The 16694-nt window shown below is 70.1% G+C and carries 12 protein-coding genes; 8 read left to right on the top strand and 4 right to left on the bottom strand.

From position 1 onward, the window contains the following. Window positions 1-194: 194 nt before the first annotated feature. A complete protein-coding gene (locus G5C60_RS41365) occupies window positions 195-839 on the bottom strand; it encodes a PhzF family phenazine biosynthesis protein (RefSeq protein ID WP_165267711.1) in 645 nt (214 codons plus the stop codon). A gap of 237 nt (window positions 840-1076) precedes the next feature. Here G5C60_RS41365 and G5C60_RS41360 point away from each other — a divergent pair, with 237 nt between their 5' ends. The 8 genes from G5C60_RS41360 (at window position 1077) to G5C60_RS41325 (ending at window position 13920) form a co-directional block, all read left to right on the top strand. Further along, window positions 1077-1529: a DUF5707 domain-containing protein gene (locus G5C60_RS41360; protein WP_165267709.1), complete on the top strand. Its 453-nt coding sequence runs from the start codon at window positions 1077-1079 to the stop codon at window positions 1527-1529. Window positions 1530-1866: 337 nt separating this feature from the next. Continuing rightward, entirely contained in the window at window positions 1867-3021 is a 1155-nt protein-coding gene (efeO, locus tag G5C60_RS41355; protein WP_165267717.1) for an iron uptake system protein EfeO, read from the top strand. A gap of 13 nt (window positions 3022-3034) precedes the next feature. Further along, complete coding sequence (gene efeB, locus G5C60_RS41350; protein ID WP_165267707.1) at window positions 3035-4366, top strand: iron uptake transporter deferrochelatase/peroxidase subunit; 1332 nt, start codon at window positions 3035-3037, stop codon at window positions 4364-4366. 3 nt (window positions 4367-4369) lie between these two features. Continuing rightward, entirely contained in the window at window positions 4370-5227 is an 858-nt protein-coding gene (gene efeU, locus G5C60_RS41345) for an iron uptake transporter permease EfeU (RefSeq protein ID WP_165267705.1), read from the top strand. A 126-nt stretch (window positions 5228-5353) separates the two neighbouring features. Beyond that, the gene (locus G5C60_RS41340; RefSeq protein WP_165267703.1) at window positions 5354-6349 is read left to right on the top strand and encodes an SCO2278 family lipoprotein; all 996 of its coding nucleotides are present in this window, start codon (window positions 5354-5356) and stop codon (window positions 6347-6349) included. A gap of 280 nt (window positions 6350-6629) precedes the next feature. Next, entirely contained in the window at window positions 6630-9857 is a 3228-nt protein-coding gene (locus G5C60_RS41335; RefSeq protein WP_338146076.1) for an NACHT domain-containing protein, read from the top strand. 286 nt (window positions 9858-10143) lie between these two features. Continuing rightward, window positions 10144-12318: an ATP-binding protein gene (locus tag G5C60_RS41330; RefSeq protein ID WP_241267449.1), complete on the top strand. Its 2175-nt coding sequence runs from the start codon at window positions 10144-10146 to the stop codon at window positions 12316-12318. Window positions 12319-12324: 6 nt separating this feature from the next. Then, window positions 12325-13920, top strand: a complete 1596-nt coding sequence (locus tag G5C60_RS41325) for an ABC transporter substrate-binding protein (RefSeq protein WP_165267701.1) — start codon at window positions 12325-12327, stop codon at window positions 13918-13920. A 25-nt stretch (window positions 13921-13945) separates the two neighbouring features. Here the strand turns inward: G5C60_RS41325 and G5C60_RS41320 are convergent, their stop codons facing one another. The 3 genes from G5C60_RS41320 to G5C60_RS41310 form a co-directional block, all read right to left on the bottom strand. Beyond that, window positions 13946-14680 carry a bifunctional DNA primase/polymerase gene (locus tag G5C60_RS41320; protein WP_165267699.1) on the bottom strand — a complete coding sequence of 245 codons (735 nt, stop codon included), beginning with the start codon at window positions 14678-14680 and terminating at the stop codon, window positions 13946-13948. 259 nt (window positions 14681-14939) lie between these two features. After that, entirely contained in the window at window positions 14940-15575 is a 636-nt protein-coding gene (locus G5C60_RS41315; protein ID WP_165267697.1) for a TetR/AcrR family transcriptional regulator, read from the bottom strand. Between the two features lie 68 nt (window positions 15576-15643). Then, entirely contained in the window at window positions 15644-16645 is a 1002-nt protein-coding gene (locus G5C60_RS41310) for a small ribosomal subunit Rsm22 family protein (protein ID WP_165267695.1), read from the bottom strand. Window positions 16646-16694 lie beyond the last annotated feature (49 nt).

The following is a 16694-nucleotide window of genomic DNA, read 5'->3' as shown; positions in this document are numbered from 1 at the left end:
CCATAGGTTCGTCGTGGGTCGGGGCCGGGGCGGGGGTGTCCGTCCTCGGACCGGCGCGCGAGCTGTCGGCTGGTAGAGGGTGCTCGGGTTGGCGCGCCGGCCGCTGCGGGCGCACACCCCCGCCCCGTCCCCTTCCCGCCGTGGGTGGGTGCCAGGTCGTGGGGTGCGCGCGTGGGGCTGACGGGCTTCGGTTCTCAACGCTCCAGGAAGACCCGGCCCCCTACTTCGACCCAGCCCTCCGGCTGGGGTGCCGTGAGGATCTGTGAGCCCTTGCCCTGGGTGATGTTCAAGGCGCGGGCCAGCTGGGCCGTCAGTTGCAGGGCCGCCGCGCCTGTGGCCTCGTCTTCCTCTACGCCGTCGCCGCGGCCGGGGAAGCCGCGGGCACGGATCCGGCCCGCCGCCTCGTCCTCCCATGCCCAGGCGTAGATCCACTCCCCTGGTGGGGGCACCTCCAGCGCGTCGACCTCGGCAGCCGAGCCGTACCGGCGCAGCGTGCGCGGCTCCGGCCACTCCGGGCGGGCCTCGATCCAGCTGAACTCGCCGTCGAGGCGGGCGCCCACCACACCCGCGGGCGTGACGAGTTCGGGCACGTCCAGCAGCCAGGCCGCACCGACGCAGGGGTACCCCGCGAAGGGCAACCGCACGCTGGGCGTGTAGATGTCGATGACCCCACGCTCGGGGTCGTCCACGAACACCGTCTCGCTGAACCCGAGTTTGGCCGCGAACGCCTGCCGCTCGCTCCGCTCGGGCATCACGGAACCGTTCCGCACGACCCCGAGCTCGTTGCCGTACTCTCCGCGCGGCCCACAAAAGACACGCAGCACGTCGAAATCAGTCACGCGACCATTCAAACAGCCCGCACCCGCAGCCGGCCGCGCGTACCCCGGCCGCCACCCACGGCAGGCACGCCGGATCAGACCGGCAAAGATCAGCTCCTCGCCGGCGAACTCGCCCTACTCAGGCCTGGGTTGAGTACGCGCGCTCATACCCGGTGCCCGCTGCGCGGCCAGTATGGGTGCAACGGCGCAGCCGAGAGCGCCGGTCCGGTCCAGCTGAGCCTGTTGGGGGAATTTCTCATGTCGCGACGCATCGTCTTGTCCGTGGCCGCCGGTGTCGTCGTCCTCGCAGGTACCGGAGCGTTCGCCGTCGCCTACGCCGGGGACCAGCCTCCTTCTGTGGCGCACAGCGCTGCCCGCTATGTTGCCCCCGACGGCGACCGCGGCGGCTCGTTGGCCTTCACCACTGACGTCACGGCGTCCTCTGGCGTCAAGGACGTGAAGGTCCTGGCCTGGCCGGCGAACTCGTCCTTCGCCAAACAGGGCTTGACCGCCAAGGACATGGCTGCCGTGGAGTCGGCCGTCTGCAAGCCGTCCGGTGAGGACACCATGCGCTGCACCTATACCGTCACCGTCACCCGCGCCGAAGCCGACTCGTCCCCGCGCGGTCTGTGGCACGTCGCCGTCCTGGCCACCGCGAAGGACGGCGAGACGACGCTGGACACCAAGGCGGCAGACTTCACCGTTGTGTGATCCAGACGCGCATGTGAGCGTGGTTCGAGGTCAGCCGGCCGGGATCTTCACCGACCGGCTGCTGTCGGACGTCTGTCGACAGCCCGTCGAGGTCCTTCCGCATCCGCGCAACGGGGAGGTTCTCATTACTCCTCGCCGGGATTCTTGACCCCCCTTTGACCGTTTCGTGGGGCGCAGATTGAGCCACCGTGATCTGGCCGTTTTTGTACGCCATTCATGAGAGCTGAATCACTTTACGAGCAGGAAGCACTGAGGTAAGCCTCAGATAAGTTAGGGCGGCCTCACTTGGAGTCTTCGGCTCCTCTGTGTACTTCCCATGAGCTTCCTTGGAGCCCGTATGCGCGCCGTCCGCCTCTCCGTCGTCAGCGCCGCCGCCACCGCGGCGGCACTGACCGCCGTCACCGGGTGCACCGAGAAGAGCGACGCCGCGGACGGCGACGGCGTCATCGCGGTGACCGCCACGGACACCAAGTGCGAGGTGTCCAAAAAGGAGTTCCCTGCCGGGCACGTCGAGATCGACGTGGAGAACAAGGGCTCCAAGGTCACCGAGGTCTATCTGCTCTTCCCTGACGACCGGATCGTCACCGAGCGCGAGAACATCGGCCCCGGCACCAGCCAGAAGGTCACCGCCGAGGTGAAGGCGGGCGACTACCGGATCGCCTGCAAGCCGGGCATGAAGGGCAAGGGCATACGCCAGGACGTCACCGCCACGGGCGGCGGCAAGGTCGCCGAGCGCGACCCGCGCCTGGACAAGGCCGTCGCCGACTACCGGGCGTACGCGCAGGCACAGGCCGACGAGACGCTGCCCAAGGCGAAGACCTTCGCTCAGGCGGTCAAGGACGGCGACATCGAGGCCGCGAAGAAGATGTACGCCGACTCGCGCATCGGCTGGGAGCGCACCGAGCCGGTCGCCGAGTCCTTCGGTGACATCGACCCGAAGGTCGACCTGCGCGAGGACGGTCTGGAGGAGGGCCAGGACCTGGAGAAGGACTGGACCGGCTGGCACCGCCTGGAGCGGTCCCTGTGGCAGGACAAGAAGCTCACCGACCGCGACTCCGAGCTCGCCGACCAGCTGATCACGGACCTGACCGACTGGCAGAAGCGGGTCGGCAAGGCGGAGATCACCCCGACCTCGATGGCCAACGGCGCCAAGGAACTCCTCGACGAGGTCGCCACCGGCAAGGTCACCGGCGAGGAGGAGCGCTACTCGCACACCGACCTGGTCGACTTCAAGGCGAACGTCGAGGGCGCCGAGAAGTCGTACGAGCTGCTGAAGCCGGTCGCGTCGGAGAACGACGCGGCGCTCACGAAGGAGCTCGACAAGCAGTTCGCGGCGCTGAACACGCTGCTCGACAAGTACCGGGCGGACAAGAACTCCTATGAGTTCACCTCGTACGACAAGGTCGGCAAGGCCGACCGCAAGGAGCTCTCGGACGCGGTGAACGCGCTCGCCGAGCCGCTGTCCAAGCTCGCCGCCGCCGTCGTGAAGTGAGCGAGGGGTCGCCATGAAGGACGCTGACACGAAGGACGCCGACGCGACGGGCGCCGACACGACGGGCGAGGCGCAGGATCAGGCGCAGGGTCAGGGTCAGGGGCAGGGACCTGACTCCCCTGCTCCCTCCCGGCGTTCGCTGATCGGCTGGGGTGGTGCGGGGCTCGCGCTCGGTGCCGCCGCGGCCGGCGGCGCGGTGGCCATGGCGCGTACCGGTGATGACGCGGAGCCGGTCGCCGCCGAGTCGGGCGCGGCGGTCGCCTTCCACGGCGTGCATCAGGCGGGCATCTCGACGCCGGTGCAGGACCGGCTGCACTTCGCCGCCTTCGACGTGAAGACCGAGGACCGCGCCGAGTTCGTCCAGCTGCTGAAGGACTGGACGACGGCCGCGCGCCGGATGACGGCCGGGCACACGGTCGGCGAGGGCGCGTACGGCGGTCTGGCCGAGGCGCCGCCGGACGACACCGGTGAGGCGCTGGGCCTCAAGCCGTCGCGGCTGACGCTGACGATCGGCTTCGGGCCGTCCCTGTTCGGGAAGTTCGGGCTGGCGGGCAGGCGGCCCGAAGCGCTCGTGGACCTGCCGAAGTTCGCGGGCGACAACCTCGACAAGAACCGCAGCGGCGGCGATCTGTGCGTCCAGGCCTGTGCGGACGATCCGCAGGTCGCCGTGCACGCGATCCGCAACCTCGCCCGGATCGGTTTCGGCAAGGTCGTCATCCGCTGGTCCCAGCTGGGGTTCGGCAAGACCTCGTCGACGACTCCGGAGGAACAGACCCCGCGCAACCTCATGGGGTTCAAGGACGGCACCCGCAATATCGCGGGGACGGAAGCGGACCGGCTGAAGAAGTTCGTGTGGGTGGACTCGGAGGGGCCGTCCTGGATGACCGGCGGCTCGTACCTCGTGGCGCGGCGCATCCGCATGAACGTCGAGACCTGGGACCGTACTTCGCTCCAGGAGCAGGAGGACATCTTCGGCCGCGACAAGGGCGAAGGCGCTCCGGTGGGCAAGGCGAAGGAGCGCGACGAGCCGTTCCTGAAGGCGATGAAGCCCGACGCGCACGTCCGGCTCGCACACCCCGACTCCAACAACGGGGCGACGCTCCTGCGCCGCGGCTACTCCTTCACCGACGGCACGGACGGGCTCGGCCGCCTGGACGCGGGGCTGTTCTTCCTCGCGTACCAGAGGGACGTACGCGAGGGCTTCATCCCGGTACAGCGGAGCCTCGCGATCGACCCGCTCAACGAGTACATCCAGCACGTGGGTTCGGCGATCTTCGCGATCCCGCCGGGCGTCCGGGACAAGGGCGACTGGTGGGGCCGGGCGCTGTTCTCCGAGGAGGCGTAGACCGTGTTCAGCAACTATCTGATCGGCCTGCGCGAGGGCCTCGAAGCCAGTCTCGTGGTCTGCATCCTCGTCGCCTACCTGGTGAAGACGGAGCGGCGGGACGCGCTGAAGCCCATCTGGATCGGCATCGGCGTCGCCGTCGGCATCTCCCTCGGCTTCGGCTTCGCGCTCGAATTCGGCTCCCAGGAGCTGACGTTCAAGGCGCAGGAGGCGCTCGGCGGTTCGCTGTCGATCCTCGCGGTGGGCCTGGTGACGTGGATGGTCTTCTGGATGCGGCGTACGGCCCGCCATCTGAAGGCCGAGCTGCACGGGAAACTGGATGCGGCGCTGCAGTTGGGCACGGGCGCGCTGGTCGCGACGGCGTTCCTGGCCGTGGGCCGCGAGGGCCTGGAGACGTCCCTGTTCGTCTGGACGTCCGTGCGCGCCTCGGGCGACGGCAGCCAAGAGCCCTTGATCGGCGCCCTGTTGGGCATCGTGACCGCGGTCGTGCTCGGCTATCTCTTCTACCGCGGGGCCCTGCGGATCAACCTCTCCAAGTTCTTCACGTGGACCGGCGGCATGCTGGTGATCGTGGCGGCCGGCGTTCTCGCGTACGGCTTCCACGATCTTCAGGAGGCCGACTTCCTGCCCGGCCTTACGAACAAGGCCTTCGACATCAGCAGCACGATCCCGCCGGACAGCTGGTACGGCACGCTCCTCAAGGGCATCTTCAACTTCCAGCCGGACCCGACCGTGCTCCAGGTCATCGTGTGGGCGCTGTACCTGGTGCCGACGCTCGCTCTCTTCCTGTCGCCGATGCGGCTCGGCGGCGGGACGGTGAAGGCTCCCGCTCCCGTTCGCGAAAAGGTCGAGGAGGTCTGAGGAGGCCTTCGTGACGTGCCCTCACAGGGAGATCACAGTGCGGGCGCGGTACGTGATCCCGGCTGCGGCTCGTTTCCCGGCCCCGATAGGGTTCGCCTCCGGGAAGGGGAAGGTGAAGACGATCCGATGAGAACGCCGCAGACACTTCGCAGGCTGGGCCGGCTGACCACGTCGGCGGCAGCCGTCACCGTGCTGTCGGTCACGGCGAGCGGGTGCATGGTGGTGCACGGGGAGCGGGAGGTCCTCCCGGGGGCCACGAAGACCGAGGCCGCGCGGGCCCTCAAGGACTTCACGACCGCCTACAACGAGGCGAACAAGGCCAACGACCAGTCCCTGGACGCCGATCGGGTCGCAGGACCCCTCGCCGACATCGACGGCGCCAAGCTCCGGGCGGGCGAGAAGAACCAGCCGGGGGGCGATCCCGGCTATGTGCCGCTGAAGCTGACCGACACCGAGTTCGTGATCCCGAAGAAGGCGGGCTGGCCGCGCTGGTTCGTCGCCGAGTCGCGGGCCAACAAGGGCTCCGGTGACGCCCGTTGGCTGCTCGTGTTCACCCGGGGCGGTGCGGACGAGGTGTGGGAGGTGTCGTATCTGACGATCTTCGCCGCCGATGACGTACCGGAGTTCAAGAAGGACAAGGACGGCTGGGCCGAGCCGGTCACCGCGGACGCCGCGGACCTGGCCGTCCGGCCGCAGGACCTCGCCGAGTCGTACGCGACGTACCTGAAGGACGGCGGCGACACGTTCGCACCGGGCGTGCACACCTCCGACTGGCGGGCCACCCGCGAGAAGAACGCGGAGCAGCCCGGGCTTGTCCGGCAGTACCTCGACGAGCCGCTGACGACCGGCGACTACGCCCCGGTCGGGCTGCGCACCACGGACGGCGGCGCGCTGGTCTTCTTCACCACCCGCCACTACGAGAAGCAGACGGCGGCACAGGGCGTCCCGCTCAACGTCACCGACGCCAATGTGAAGGCCCTCATGACGGGCGAGCCCAAGCAGTCCGTCACGCTGGAGTCGGTGTCCAACCAGGCGGTGCTGGATCCGGCGAAGACCGCTTCGGACCAGAAGGTGGAGTTCGTGGCGAGGATCCAGGGGCTGACAGGGGCGAAGGGCGAGTAGCGCCCCTTGGACCTGCCGGGTGGCGCCCGTTGGACCTGCCGGGTGGCGCCGGTTGGACCTGGCGGGTGGCGCCCCTTGGAACTCCTGCCGCGGCCCGGACTTCGTGCTCGGCGGCCGGTCATGGCCGGTCGCGCGTGCACCCCGGCACTCCCGGCACTATGGCGCAAGTCGCCTCTGCGGGCCCCGACTTGAGGGGGCGACCGCGGTTAGAGTGAGGCGAGTTCGGGGGTCCGCGAGCTTCGGTGCGGGCGCGTGGGGCGTGGTGGAGGGAGGGGCTGCTGTGGCGGTGGACGGCGGCACGGTGGGGCTGCGGATCGCGTCGGGGGTGGTCGTGCCGCTGATCAAGCGGCTGGTGCTGCCGCCCGCGAAGATGCCGGGGGCGGAGTTCGGCGACCGTCCGATCCCGATCCGCCGGATGCTGTCCTTCGCCAGGGAGCACCGCACCCTGACCGAGGACGATCTGCACAAGCTCGCCCGTGAGCTGGTCCGCCGCGCCGTGCGGGCCGCCGGGCCGCACGATCCGCCGGTCGGCGCCGATGAGCACGACGCGGTCGGTCAGGCACTGACCCGCACCCTGCACGCCCTGGGCGATCTCGACATGGACGATGTGCACGCCTTCGCGCTCGGCCCCGAGCGGCTGGCCGCGGAGCTGTCCAGGAGTGCGGGCCCCGACACCCGAAGGCTCCTCAGCGACGACGCCGCCCGCTTCCACGACCGGCTCCTGGAGACGGCCTGCGTCCACCTCGTACGGTTCTTCAGCCAGCAGGCGGGGTTCGCGGCGCGCGCCCAGATCGAGCAGAGTCGTGAACTCCGGGACCAGAGCGAGAAGTTGGAGAGGATTCTGCAGCGGTTACCTGACATCTCCGTCCAGGACACACGGTTCGAGGAGGAGTACGCCCGCTACGTCGTCGAGTACCACGGCAGACTCACGATCTACGGCGTCGACCTGCGCGAACCGGACGGCCAGGACTGGCCGTTGGAGACCGCGTATCTGAGCCTGGAGGCCATGCCGTACCGCGGCGGGACCGAACCGGCCCCGGCGGTCGACGGCGAACCGGACGCCGAAGGCGACACGGCGGCCGACTGGGGCCCTGGACCGTCCGAGGCCCTCCTCGCCAGCTGCGACCGGGTCCTCCTGCGCGGGGTCGCGGGCACCGGCAAGACGACCCTGGTGCAGTGGCTGGCCCTCACCACCGCGCAGCAGGACCGGGTGCCCGGGGGCCTGTCGCAGTTGCTCGGCCGCGTTCCCTTCGTCCTGCCGTTGCGCACCCTGGCCCGCAAGGACGCCGAGCTGCCGATGCCCGAGGACTTCCTGCGCTGGATCGGCTGCCCGCTGGTGGGCATCCAGCCCGACGGCTGGGCGACCCGGGTACTGCAGCACGGGCGCGGTGTGCTGCTGATCGACGGGGCCGACGAGATTCCCAAGGACGACCGGGTCCGCGTACGGGCCTGGCTCAGGAACCTGATGGGCGCCTTCCCCGGCAACCTGTGGCTCATCACCACCCGGCCCTCCGCCCTTGAACGGGGCTGGCTGGAGCGCGACGGCTTCCAGGAGTTCACGCTCGCCGCGATGCGGCCCGCCGACATGAGGCAGTTCATCCGCCGCTGGCACACGGCGGCGGGCGCGTCCCAGGAGCTCGGTGAGTCGCTGACGCTGTCGCTGCGCAGCAGCCCCGAGCTCAGCCGCCTCGCGACCAACCCGCTGATGTGCGGCCTGATCTGCGCCCTGCACCGGGAACGCCGCGGCTTTCTGCCCCAGGGCCGCGCCTCGCTCTACGAGGCGGCGCTTTCCATGCTCCTGGAACGCCGCGACCTGGAGCGCGAGGTCTACGGCCGCGGCCGCAGGCCGACCCTGGACGAAAAGGCGGCCACAGAGCCGCTCCAGAGACTGGCGTACTGGCTGATCCGCAACGAGCGGACACAGCTGGACTGGCCTGACGCAGTGGACGTAGTACGCCGGCTGCAGCCCTCCGTCCCCCGTCTGGCCGAGGTCGGGACGGCGGAGGAAGCACTCCAGCATCTCCTGGATCGGTCGGGGCTGTTGCGCGAACCCGCCAACGGCGCCGTGAACTTCATCCACCGCACCTTCCAGGATTTCCTCGGCGCGAAAGCCGTGCTGGAGGAACGCGACATGGGCATGCTTGTCAATAACGCACACTTGGACCAGTGGGAGGACGTGGTGCAGATGACCGTCGCTCAGGCCAGGCACCAGGAACGCGCCGACCTGCTGACCCGACTGCGTGAACGTGGCGACCGGGAGAAGGACGCCGCGGTGCAGGCCAGGCTACGGCTTCTCGCGCTCGCCTCCCTCGAACAGGCCACCCGCCTGGAACCGACGGTGCGCGAGGCCATCGAGGACCGGGCCTCGCGCATGCTCCCGCCGCGCAGCCTGCGCGAGGCCAGGTCGCTGGCGCGTACCGGCCCTCTGCTGCTCGGCCTGCTGCCCAAGGCGAAGGACCTGACGGGCGACGAAGAGCTCGCCACCGTCCACGCCATCTGCCAGATCGGCGGGGACGCCGCCATCCCCAGGCTCCGGGAGTTCCTGCGGACCGACCAGCCCGCCGTACGCGCTCAACTCCTCGACCACTGGGACCGGTTCGACACGGATGTGTACGCCGAGGAGATCGTGCGCCCACTGCTCGAGACGGCCCCCGACGAGGCGGTCACGGTGCGTTCACGCGCCGAGCTGGAAGCCCTGCGCACCATGTCCGGGTACCGGCGGGTGGGTGTCCACGGTGACTTCGACCCCGAGGAGATCCGCGCGTCGCTCGATCCGCGCGGGCTGCGCGAGCTGCGGCTGCGCAACACCCTGCAACTGGAGGACCTCGACCTGCTGTCCGCCTTCCCCGAGCTCGAAACGCTCGTCCTCCAGGGCTGCCGGAACGTCAAGGACCCCACGCCCCTGACGCGCCTGCCGCACCTTCAGCGGCTGGAGCTGCGGGACCTCCCCCGGTTCGAGCCCTTGCTGAAGCTGGCCGACTGCCCGCGCCTCGAGGAACTCCTCGTCGGCCCGGAGGTGCCCTGGCGCGGGCTGCCCGACCTCCCGCGCGCCGCCGAGCTGCGCCTGCTGTCCCTGCCGCCGGCGGCACACCAGCTCGCGGGCATCGTGGCGTGCCGGGGCCTTGAGCAGTTGCGTCTGCAGGACGCGAGCGAGCGCCTGGTACCGGACGAATGGGGTTTGCTCATCGGCGAGTTGCCGAATCTGCGCAAGCTGGCCCTGTCCCCTCAGCAGCTGAGCATGCTGCTGTTCGCCCCCCGCACCAAGATTCCTCAGGTGGCCCATCTGGATGTGCGGGCCAGGGCGGGTTCCGCGGTGCCGCTGCGGCGGATCTCCCTGCGCCTGCCGGGACTTGAGGAGATCCATCTGTCGCAGGTCGCGGAGCTCGATCTCGCCCCCCTCGCCGGACTGCGCCGACTGCGCCGGGTACGGCTCGCCTACCCCGGCGAGATACGCGGGGCGGACTCACTTCCGGAGAGCGTCGAACTCGACATCCATCCGCGCCCCTGACGCCGGATTTCCCCGGTATCGGGCGCCACTGTCGCTGCTGGGCGGCACCATACTCCCACTCGTGTACGCGCCGTGCCCAAACGGTCACAACCGGATGACATAGTCCCGGATTCACCTGGCGGGAGGGGTACTCCACCGGTAAGTTCTCCAGTTCCAGGTGTAGTTGGTCGTATTCCAGGTGTAGTTGGTACGGAAGTCTGCGGCTGTGTCTCGGGGGAGCGGTGCCGCCCGCCTCCGAGGCGCGTCTGCCGGTCAGCAACGGACAACGGAGGCAGGACGCAGCCAGATGGGCACATCGGAAGGCGCTACGCCGTCGCCGTCCGGGGTCGGCGACTCGCCTCGGGCACACCTCTATGGCCGCGATCCGTTGCTGCGCTCGCTCATACCCCGGCTCACGGGACTGGCCTATGGCGAGAGGTCCCGGGTGTCCCGGGAGCACCAGGATGACCTGCCCGTGGTGCTGGTGACGGGACGTCACGGCATGGGGCGCAGCGCCGTCCTCACGGCGCTGGCGGCGCACTACCGAGGCCGGCTGCCCCTCGCGTACGTCCGGGCCGTGGCGGCCGATCCCGCGGCCTTCCCGCTCGTCCCGGCCGACGGCACGGCCACCGCCTCGACGTTCGTCGAGATCCTGGTGGAGCTTGTGTGCGGGCTGGCACCCGAGCTGCGCCGCCGCTTCCCCGTCCTGACACCCGGGCTGTTCGCGGTCTCCGGATGGCAGTACGGCAACGCCGAGCAGCGGGACGCGCTGTGCCTCCGGTACGCCCGGCTGCTGCGCGCCTGCCGCCTCGCCGACGGGGAGGAGAACGCGCTGCGGCACGCCTGGGCCACCGCCGTCGAAGGCCGTCTGGAGAGCGGCGACGCGGCGCAGGGCCGGGACAGCCGGGATGGTCGGGACAGCGGGGACGGTCAGGACAGCCGGGATGGTCGGGACAGCGGGGACGGTCACGACAGCCGGGACAGTCAGGACATGGTCACTGTCGCCGTGGTGGCGGAGTACACCGAGCGGTATCGGCCGGACAGCGCACGTGAGTGGTACCGGCGCCGCTTTCCGCAGAGCGCCAAGGGCCAGGACCCGCTGGTGCTCCTCGGGGAGTGGTTCCAGCAGGGCGGCGACTACCGGCACGCGGCCGAGCAGACCCTGATGGCCGCCTTTCTGCACGATGTCGCCGCCTCCTACGGCAGGTTAAAGCGGTGGAACCGTGAACCCTGGCCGCTCATCCTGCTCGACGACACACACCGCGCGGCCGGGCAGACCTTCCTCGATCTGCTCCTGGAACACCGAGCGATGCCCGAACGCCCCGACCGCGAGGAGCTCGTCGTCGTGGCGACCCGGCTCGGCGGCCTGCCGGAGGACGCGCCGTCCGCGGTCCGCCGCGAGCTGCGCGACCTGGTCAAGTCCTCCGGCTGGGAGCGCAAGGGCCTCACCCCCTCCGCCGGACTGCTCGCCGTCCCGCTCACCCCGCTGAGCCGGGACGACATCCTGCCGCTCCTGGTGCCGGACCGGCCCGCCCGGCCGCTGCACCCCTTTCTGGTCTCCGCCGTGCACTCCCTGACCGGCGGGCATCCCACGGCGACGACGGTGCTGTGCGCGGCGGTCCTGGACGCGACCAGGAAGGGCGCCAGTGTGGGCCCGCGCGATCTGCTCGAACTGCACACGCCGGAGGGCCGTCCCGTCACCGAAGCGCTCCTTGAGCGGCTGCTTCCCGACCGGCGCCAGCGCGACCGGCTGACCCTGCTCTCGCTCGCCCGCGACAGCACGGCGGCGGAGGCGCTGGCCGACCATCTGCGCCTGCAGGGTCCCGATCAGCTCCCTGCCAACTCCGCCACCGACTACCTCGAAGAGCAGCAGTGGCAGCAACTCACCCGGCCGGACCGGCCGTTGGTCGGTGACGCCCTGCTGCAGACGCTGCTCGTGCACGAAGCGCGCCGCACCTCGCGAGGGGCCGACGACGGCCGCGGCTGGCAGGAGATCCACCGCTTTCTGCGGATGCACCACACCCAGCGCGGCGAGAGCGGGGAGGCGGACGCGCTGCGGCACACGCTCGCGTCGGGGAACGCCGAGACGGTGGTGGCCACGCTGGCGGAGGAGTTCCAGTCGGAGCAGGACGCGCAGGCCGCCGCGCACTGGCTGCTGTGCCTGCGGTACGCCGCCACGGCCCCCACACCGCCGACCGGAGAGTGGACCGACGAACGGATGCAGGTCGCGCTCGGCGCGCACGACGGCCGGTACGTGGACCTGCACGAGATCGAGCGCTGCGTCAACCGACTGCTGCACGCCCTGTGGCATGTGTCGGAGCCGCACGCCGAACCGGACCCCGACATGTGCAAGGCGGTCGGCGAGGAGCTGGCGTTCCTGTCACCGCGACACCCTTCCTGGCACGCCGTCCTGGGCCAGGCCGCCCGCAGCTGGCCTGTGGCGGCACGGAAGAAGCGCCCCTTCCCCATCCCCGGTCAGTGAGGAAGCATGCTGATCCGTCTGTTCCGTCGTCATCCCCGCGAGTGGGGCCCCGTCGAGTGGCTGGCCGTCTGCGGACTCGGCGCTCTCGTCGCCGCTTTGACCACCGTCCTCGTCCTCGTCCTGCGTGGCCCCGGCAGGTGCGGTGATGATCTGCGGGACGTCGACGGGGACTGCGTGGGTGTCACCGCGGGCACCTTCGAGGCCGACCCGGGCGTCCAGAGCCTGGTCGACGCGGTGGCGAAAGAGAACGCCAGGGTGAAGAAGGGCTGGGAGGACCCGGGCAGCGGCCACAAGATCCCCTACGTACGTATCGCGTTGATGATGCCCTTCACCTCGGACGAGCACAGCGCGATGACAACGGACATGATCCGTCGCGGACTTGCCGGTGCCCTGGCCGCTCAGCTCCAGGCCAACCGCTCCGGCGGACCGGACCACCAGCTGCTGCTCGCCCCCGACGGCCGGAACCTCGACCAGTGGGAGCCCGTCGTCAAGCGGCTCGCCGAGCTGGCCGAGGACACCCGGACACCGCTGGTCGGCGTGACCGGCATCCCGAGCAGCACACCCGAGACACGGGACACCATCGCCGCGCTCAGCGAGCACAGCATCCCCACCATCGGGCCGGTCATCACCGCGGCCGACATGAACGCCCCGTACTTCTTCAAGCCCTCGCCGAACAACGAGCAGTTCGCCCGCGCCCTCGACCTCTACCTGGAAAAGAAGCCGGAGAAACACAACGGGTTCCTGGTCTGGGACAACCGCGAGGAGGACGTCTACTCGCAGAATCTGCGCAAGGTCTTCGAGAGGCACTTCGGCAAGGAGTACGACCTGGCCGACCGCCAGTCGAACTTCACCGGTTCCTCCGGCAGGAACAAGGGCATCCCCCGGCGGTTCACCGATGCCGCGGAGAAGATCTGCAAGGAGAAGTCCGACACCGTCTTCTTCGCCGGCCGCGACCAGGATCTGCCCGATTTCCTCGAGAGGCTGGCCCAGGAGGGCACCTGCGGACGGACCACGACGCTACGCATCCTGAAGGTCGGCATCGGTCTGGAGCCCACCCTCACCGCGGAAGCCCCCACACGGTGGCTGACCGAAGCGCGGGCCACCATCGTCGACGCGTCTTCCGTCGATCCCGCCTGGTGGAAGGGGGAGAAGAAGCCGGCGACGGCGCTCGGCCGCTTCCTCGACCGCTTCGAGGAGCTGGAGAAGCAGCACGAGCTGGGCAAGAAACCGCTCGACGACGGCTATGCCGTCATGTACTACGACGGCTTCACGCTGCTCAGCGACGCCGTGGACCGCACCTTCACCGATATCAACAAGGCCGGCGAACTGGACCCGGAGTCCATGCTCATCCCCATGGCGGACGACGTGTACAACACCCTCATCATCCCGAGCGCCGCCGGCGACACCTGCACTGACACCTGCCTGGTCGGCGCCGCAGGCACCTACGGCTTCGAGGGACGGGGCAAGAACGACCAGTGGGCCGTCTGCAAACCCGTACCCGTCGTCGAGCACCCGCCGGCCCCGCGCACCACCGGCCAGAAGGCACTCCCGCTCTACCGCACCTACCGGAACGACTCAGAGAGCGCCTGCCCCGACTTCTGACTCAAGGTGCCAGGGTGACGGTGGGTCAGCCGCGCAGGGGCCAGGCCGCCGCGTGGTCCGGCTGCTCGCCCGCGTACCGCGCGCACTCGTCCGTGAGGATCTCGAGCACCGACAGCGGGTCAGGGAGCGGGTGTTCGGGCCCGCGTACCCACGCGACCGTCAGGTCACCCGGGAGCTGGGCGGGCGGGACGAGGACGTACGACCCACGGCAGTGCCACCGCAGCCCGGGGTGCTCGTCCATCGTCTCGGGGTGGCAGTCCAACTCGCAGGGCCACCACTCGTCCTCGTCCTCGGGCGTACCGCGGGTGGCCGTGAAGAAGAGCATCCGGTCGCCGCCGGACTCCGCGACGGGACCGACCTCGATGCCGGAGGCGAGCAGCCGCTCCAGGGCCTCACGGCCCGCGTCCAGGGGTACGTCGAGTACGTCGTGGACCATGCCGGTCGCGGTGATGAAGTTGGCCTGCGGCTGGTGCCGGGCCCAGCGCTCGATCTGCGCGCGGTCGGTCGTGGACTGGGTCTGCCAGGCGAACGACACGGGGTGCCGGGCGGGGGTGGGACAGCCGACGCGGTCGCAGGAGCACCGGTAGCCGGAGGGATGGGCGGCGGGCGCGAGCGGCAGCCCGGCGCCGGCAGCGGCGAGCAGCAGATCCTCACGGCTCGAGTCGTCGGCGTCGGTCGTCAGCGGACGGTTTCGGCGGCCGCGCAACCACTGGGAGATCCTGCCCTGCCCGCCCGAACGGCGGCCGAACTCTGCGCTCATCTATCACCCTCGCCTCGCTGTTGTGCGGACAGCGTCGTGCGGACAGCATGCCTTATGGTCCCACCATCGTGCGGCACGGGGTGCCGAAGCTCCCGTTCCGGGCGGGTGGGGCGATGCGCGCGCGACACAGGGATCGGGTGCTATCGCGCACTTTGAAGGCATTTACGCGCCTCATTTACGTGCCTTCAGTGTCGCCCTGGTCACAATCGGGGCTCAACGCGCCGCTCAGCGTGCCGATCAGTGCGGCGCAGCGCATCGCTCAGCGCGGGGCGAGACCGTGGAGGGCGTAGTCGACGAGTGTGTCCGTGTACTCGTACGTGATGGGGCCCGTGTACTGGAGCCAGCGCTGGGCGAGCGGCGAGACGAAGAGCTCCAGGGCGATGCGCGGGTCGATGTCGGGGCGTACGGCGCCCTGGTCCTGGGCGGAGCGCAGGCGCTTCACGTACAGCTGGAGCTGGGGTTCGAGGAGCTTGCCGACGAACTCCCTGCCCAGCTGCTCGTTGACGATCCCTTCGGCTGCCAGCGCGCGCGAGGGAACCTCGAACTTGGGGTCGAGCAACTCGTCGACGGTGGCGCGCAGGACCAGCTTGAGGTCGGCCTCCAGATCGCCGGTGTCCGGGATCTCGTACTCGGCCGCTTCCCCGATGACCTCGGGCCGGTGCGCGGCCTCCGCCGCCTGGGCGCTCAGGTCGATGAACGCCTCGAGCAGGACGTCGGCCTTCGATGGCCACCATCGGTAGATCGTCTGCTTGCCGACGCCGGCACGGGCGGCGATGCCCTCGATGGTGGTCCTCGGATAGCCCACCTCGCTGACGAGGGCGAGGGCGGCGTCGTAGATGGCGCGCCGGGATCGTTCGCTGCGGCGGGCGGAGTCGGGGGCGGACTTCTGAGCCATGGCTCGAATTTACCAGGTTGACAAGACGGTTCGTCTCGCCGCACACCGGCAAGTCGTCGGGACGGGTGCTAAACCTCGTCGTCCACCACGTGAGGAGGCCAGGCATCCCCCCAGTCGGCATCGCGGGCGGCCTTGTACAGCAAGCCGTGCCGCTTGGTGACAGTGGTCCGGCGCAGCGACGGCTCGGTCTCGCACAGGTCGAGGAGTACCTGCCCCTTACGGATCTGCGGTTTGCGTACGACCCGGGAGGCGGCCGGGGCCACCGGGAAGCGCGTGGCGGCGACGTAGCTGAACTTCTCGTCCTCGTACGCCAGGGAGCCGCCCTTGACCTGCCGGTGCAGCGAGGAACGGCTGACCCGGGCGGAGAAATGGCACCAGTCCTCGCCGGGGACGATGGGGCAGGCCGCGCTGTGCGGGCAGGGTGCGGCGATGTGGAATCCGGCGCCGATGAGCCGGTCCCGGGCCTCGATGACACGGGCGTAGCCGGCGGGCGTGCCGGGTTCGACGATCGCGACGGCTCGGCCGGCGGCTGCGGCGGCGTCCACGACGGCGGCACGGTCTGCGTCGGTCAGCTCGCCGAGGACGTACGAGACGGTGACGAGATCAGCGCTCTCGATCGTGAGCGCCGATCCAATACGAGAGCGCTGCCACTCGGCGGCCTTCAACTCCGGGTTGGCGGCGGCGATTTCCCGCCCGAGCGCCAGCGCGGGCTCGGCCCAGTCGAGCACCGTGACCGACCGCTCCCCCTCCCAGGTGGCGCTGACGGCCCAGGTCGCGGCCCCGGTACCGCCCCCGACATCCACATGGCTGTCGGGCACCCACCCGGGCACGGCATCCGCGAACGCCCCCAGCGCCGAGCACACCGCCTCGAACGTGGCGGGCATCCGGTACGCCGCATACGCGACCACGTCCGAACGGTCCCGCAGCACCGGCGCATCTGTCGGAGTCCGTCCCCGATAGTTCGCGATCAACCGCTCGACCGCCTGCGCGGCCGTCTTCGGCGGGAGCCCGTCCAGCAGCCCGGCCAGGGCGGCACGCAGGGCATCAGCTGGGGAAACGGGAGCACTCACACGGTGATTCTACGGGGACGGCAACACACCGCCCCCTCCCCCAGAACAC

Source organism: Streptomyces scabichelini (assembly GCF_011045015.1).
Classification (GTDB): Bacteria; Actinomycetota; Actinomycetes; order Streptomycetales; family Streptomycetaceae; genus Streptomyces; species Streptomyces scabichelini.
This window is presented reverse-complemented; position numbering and strand designations above follow the sequence as displayed.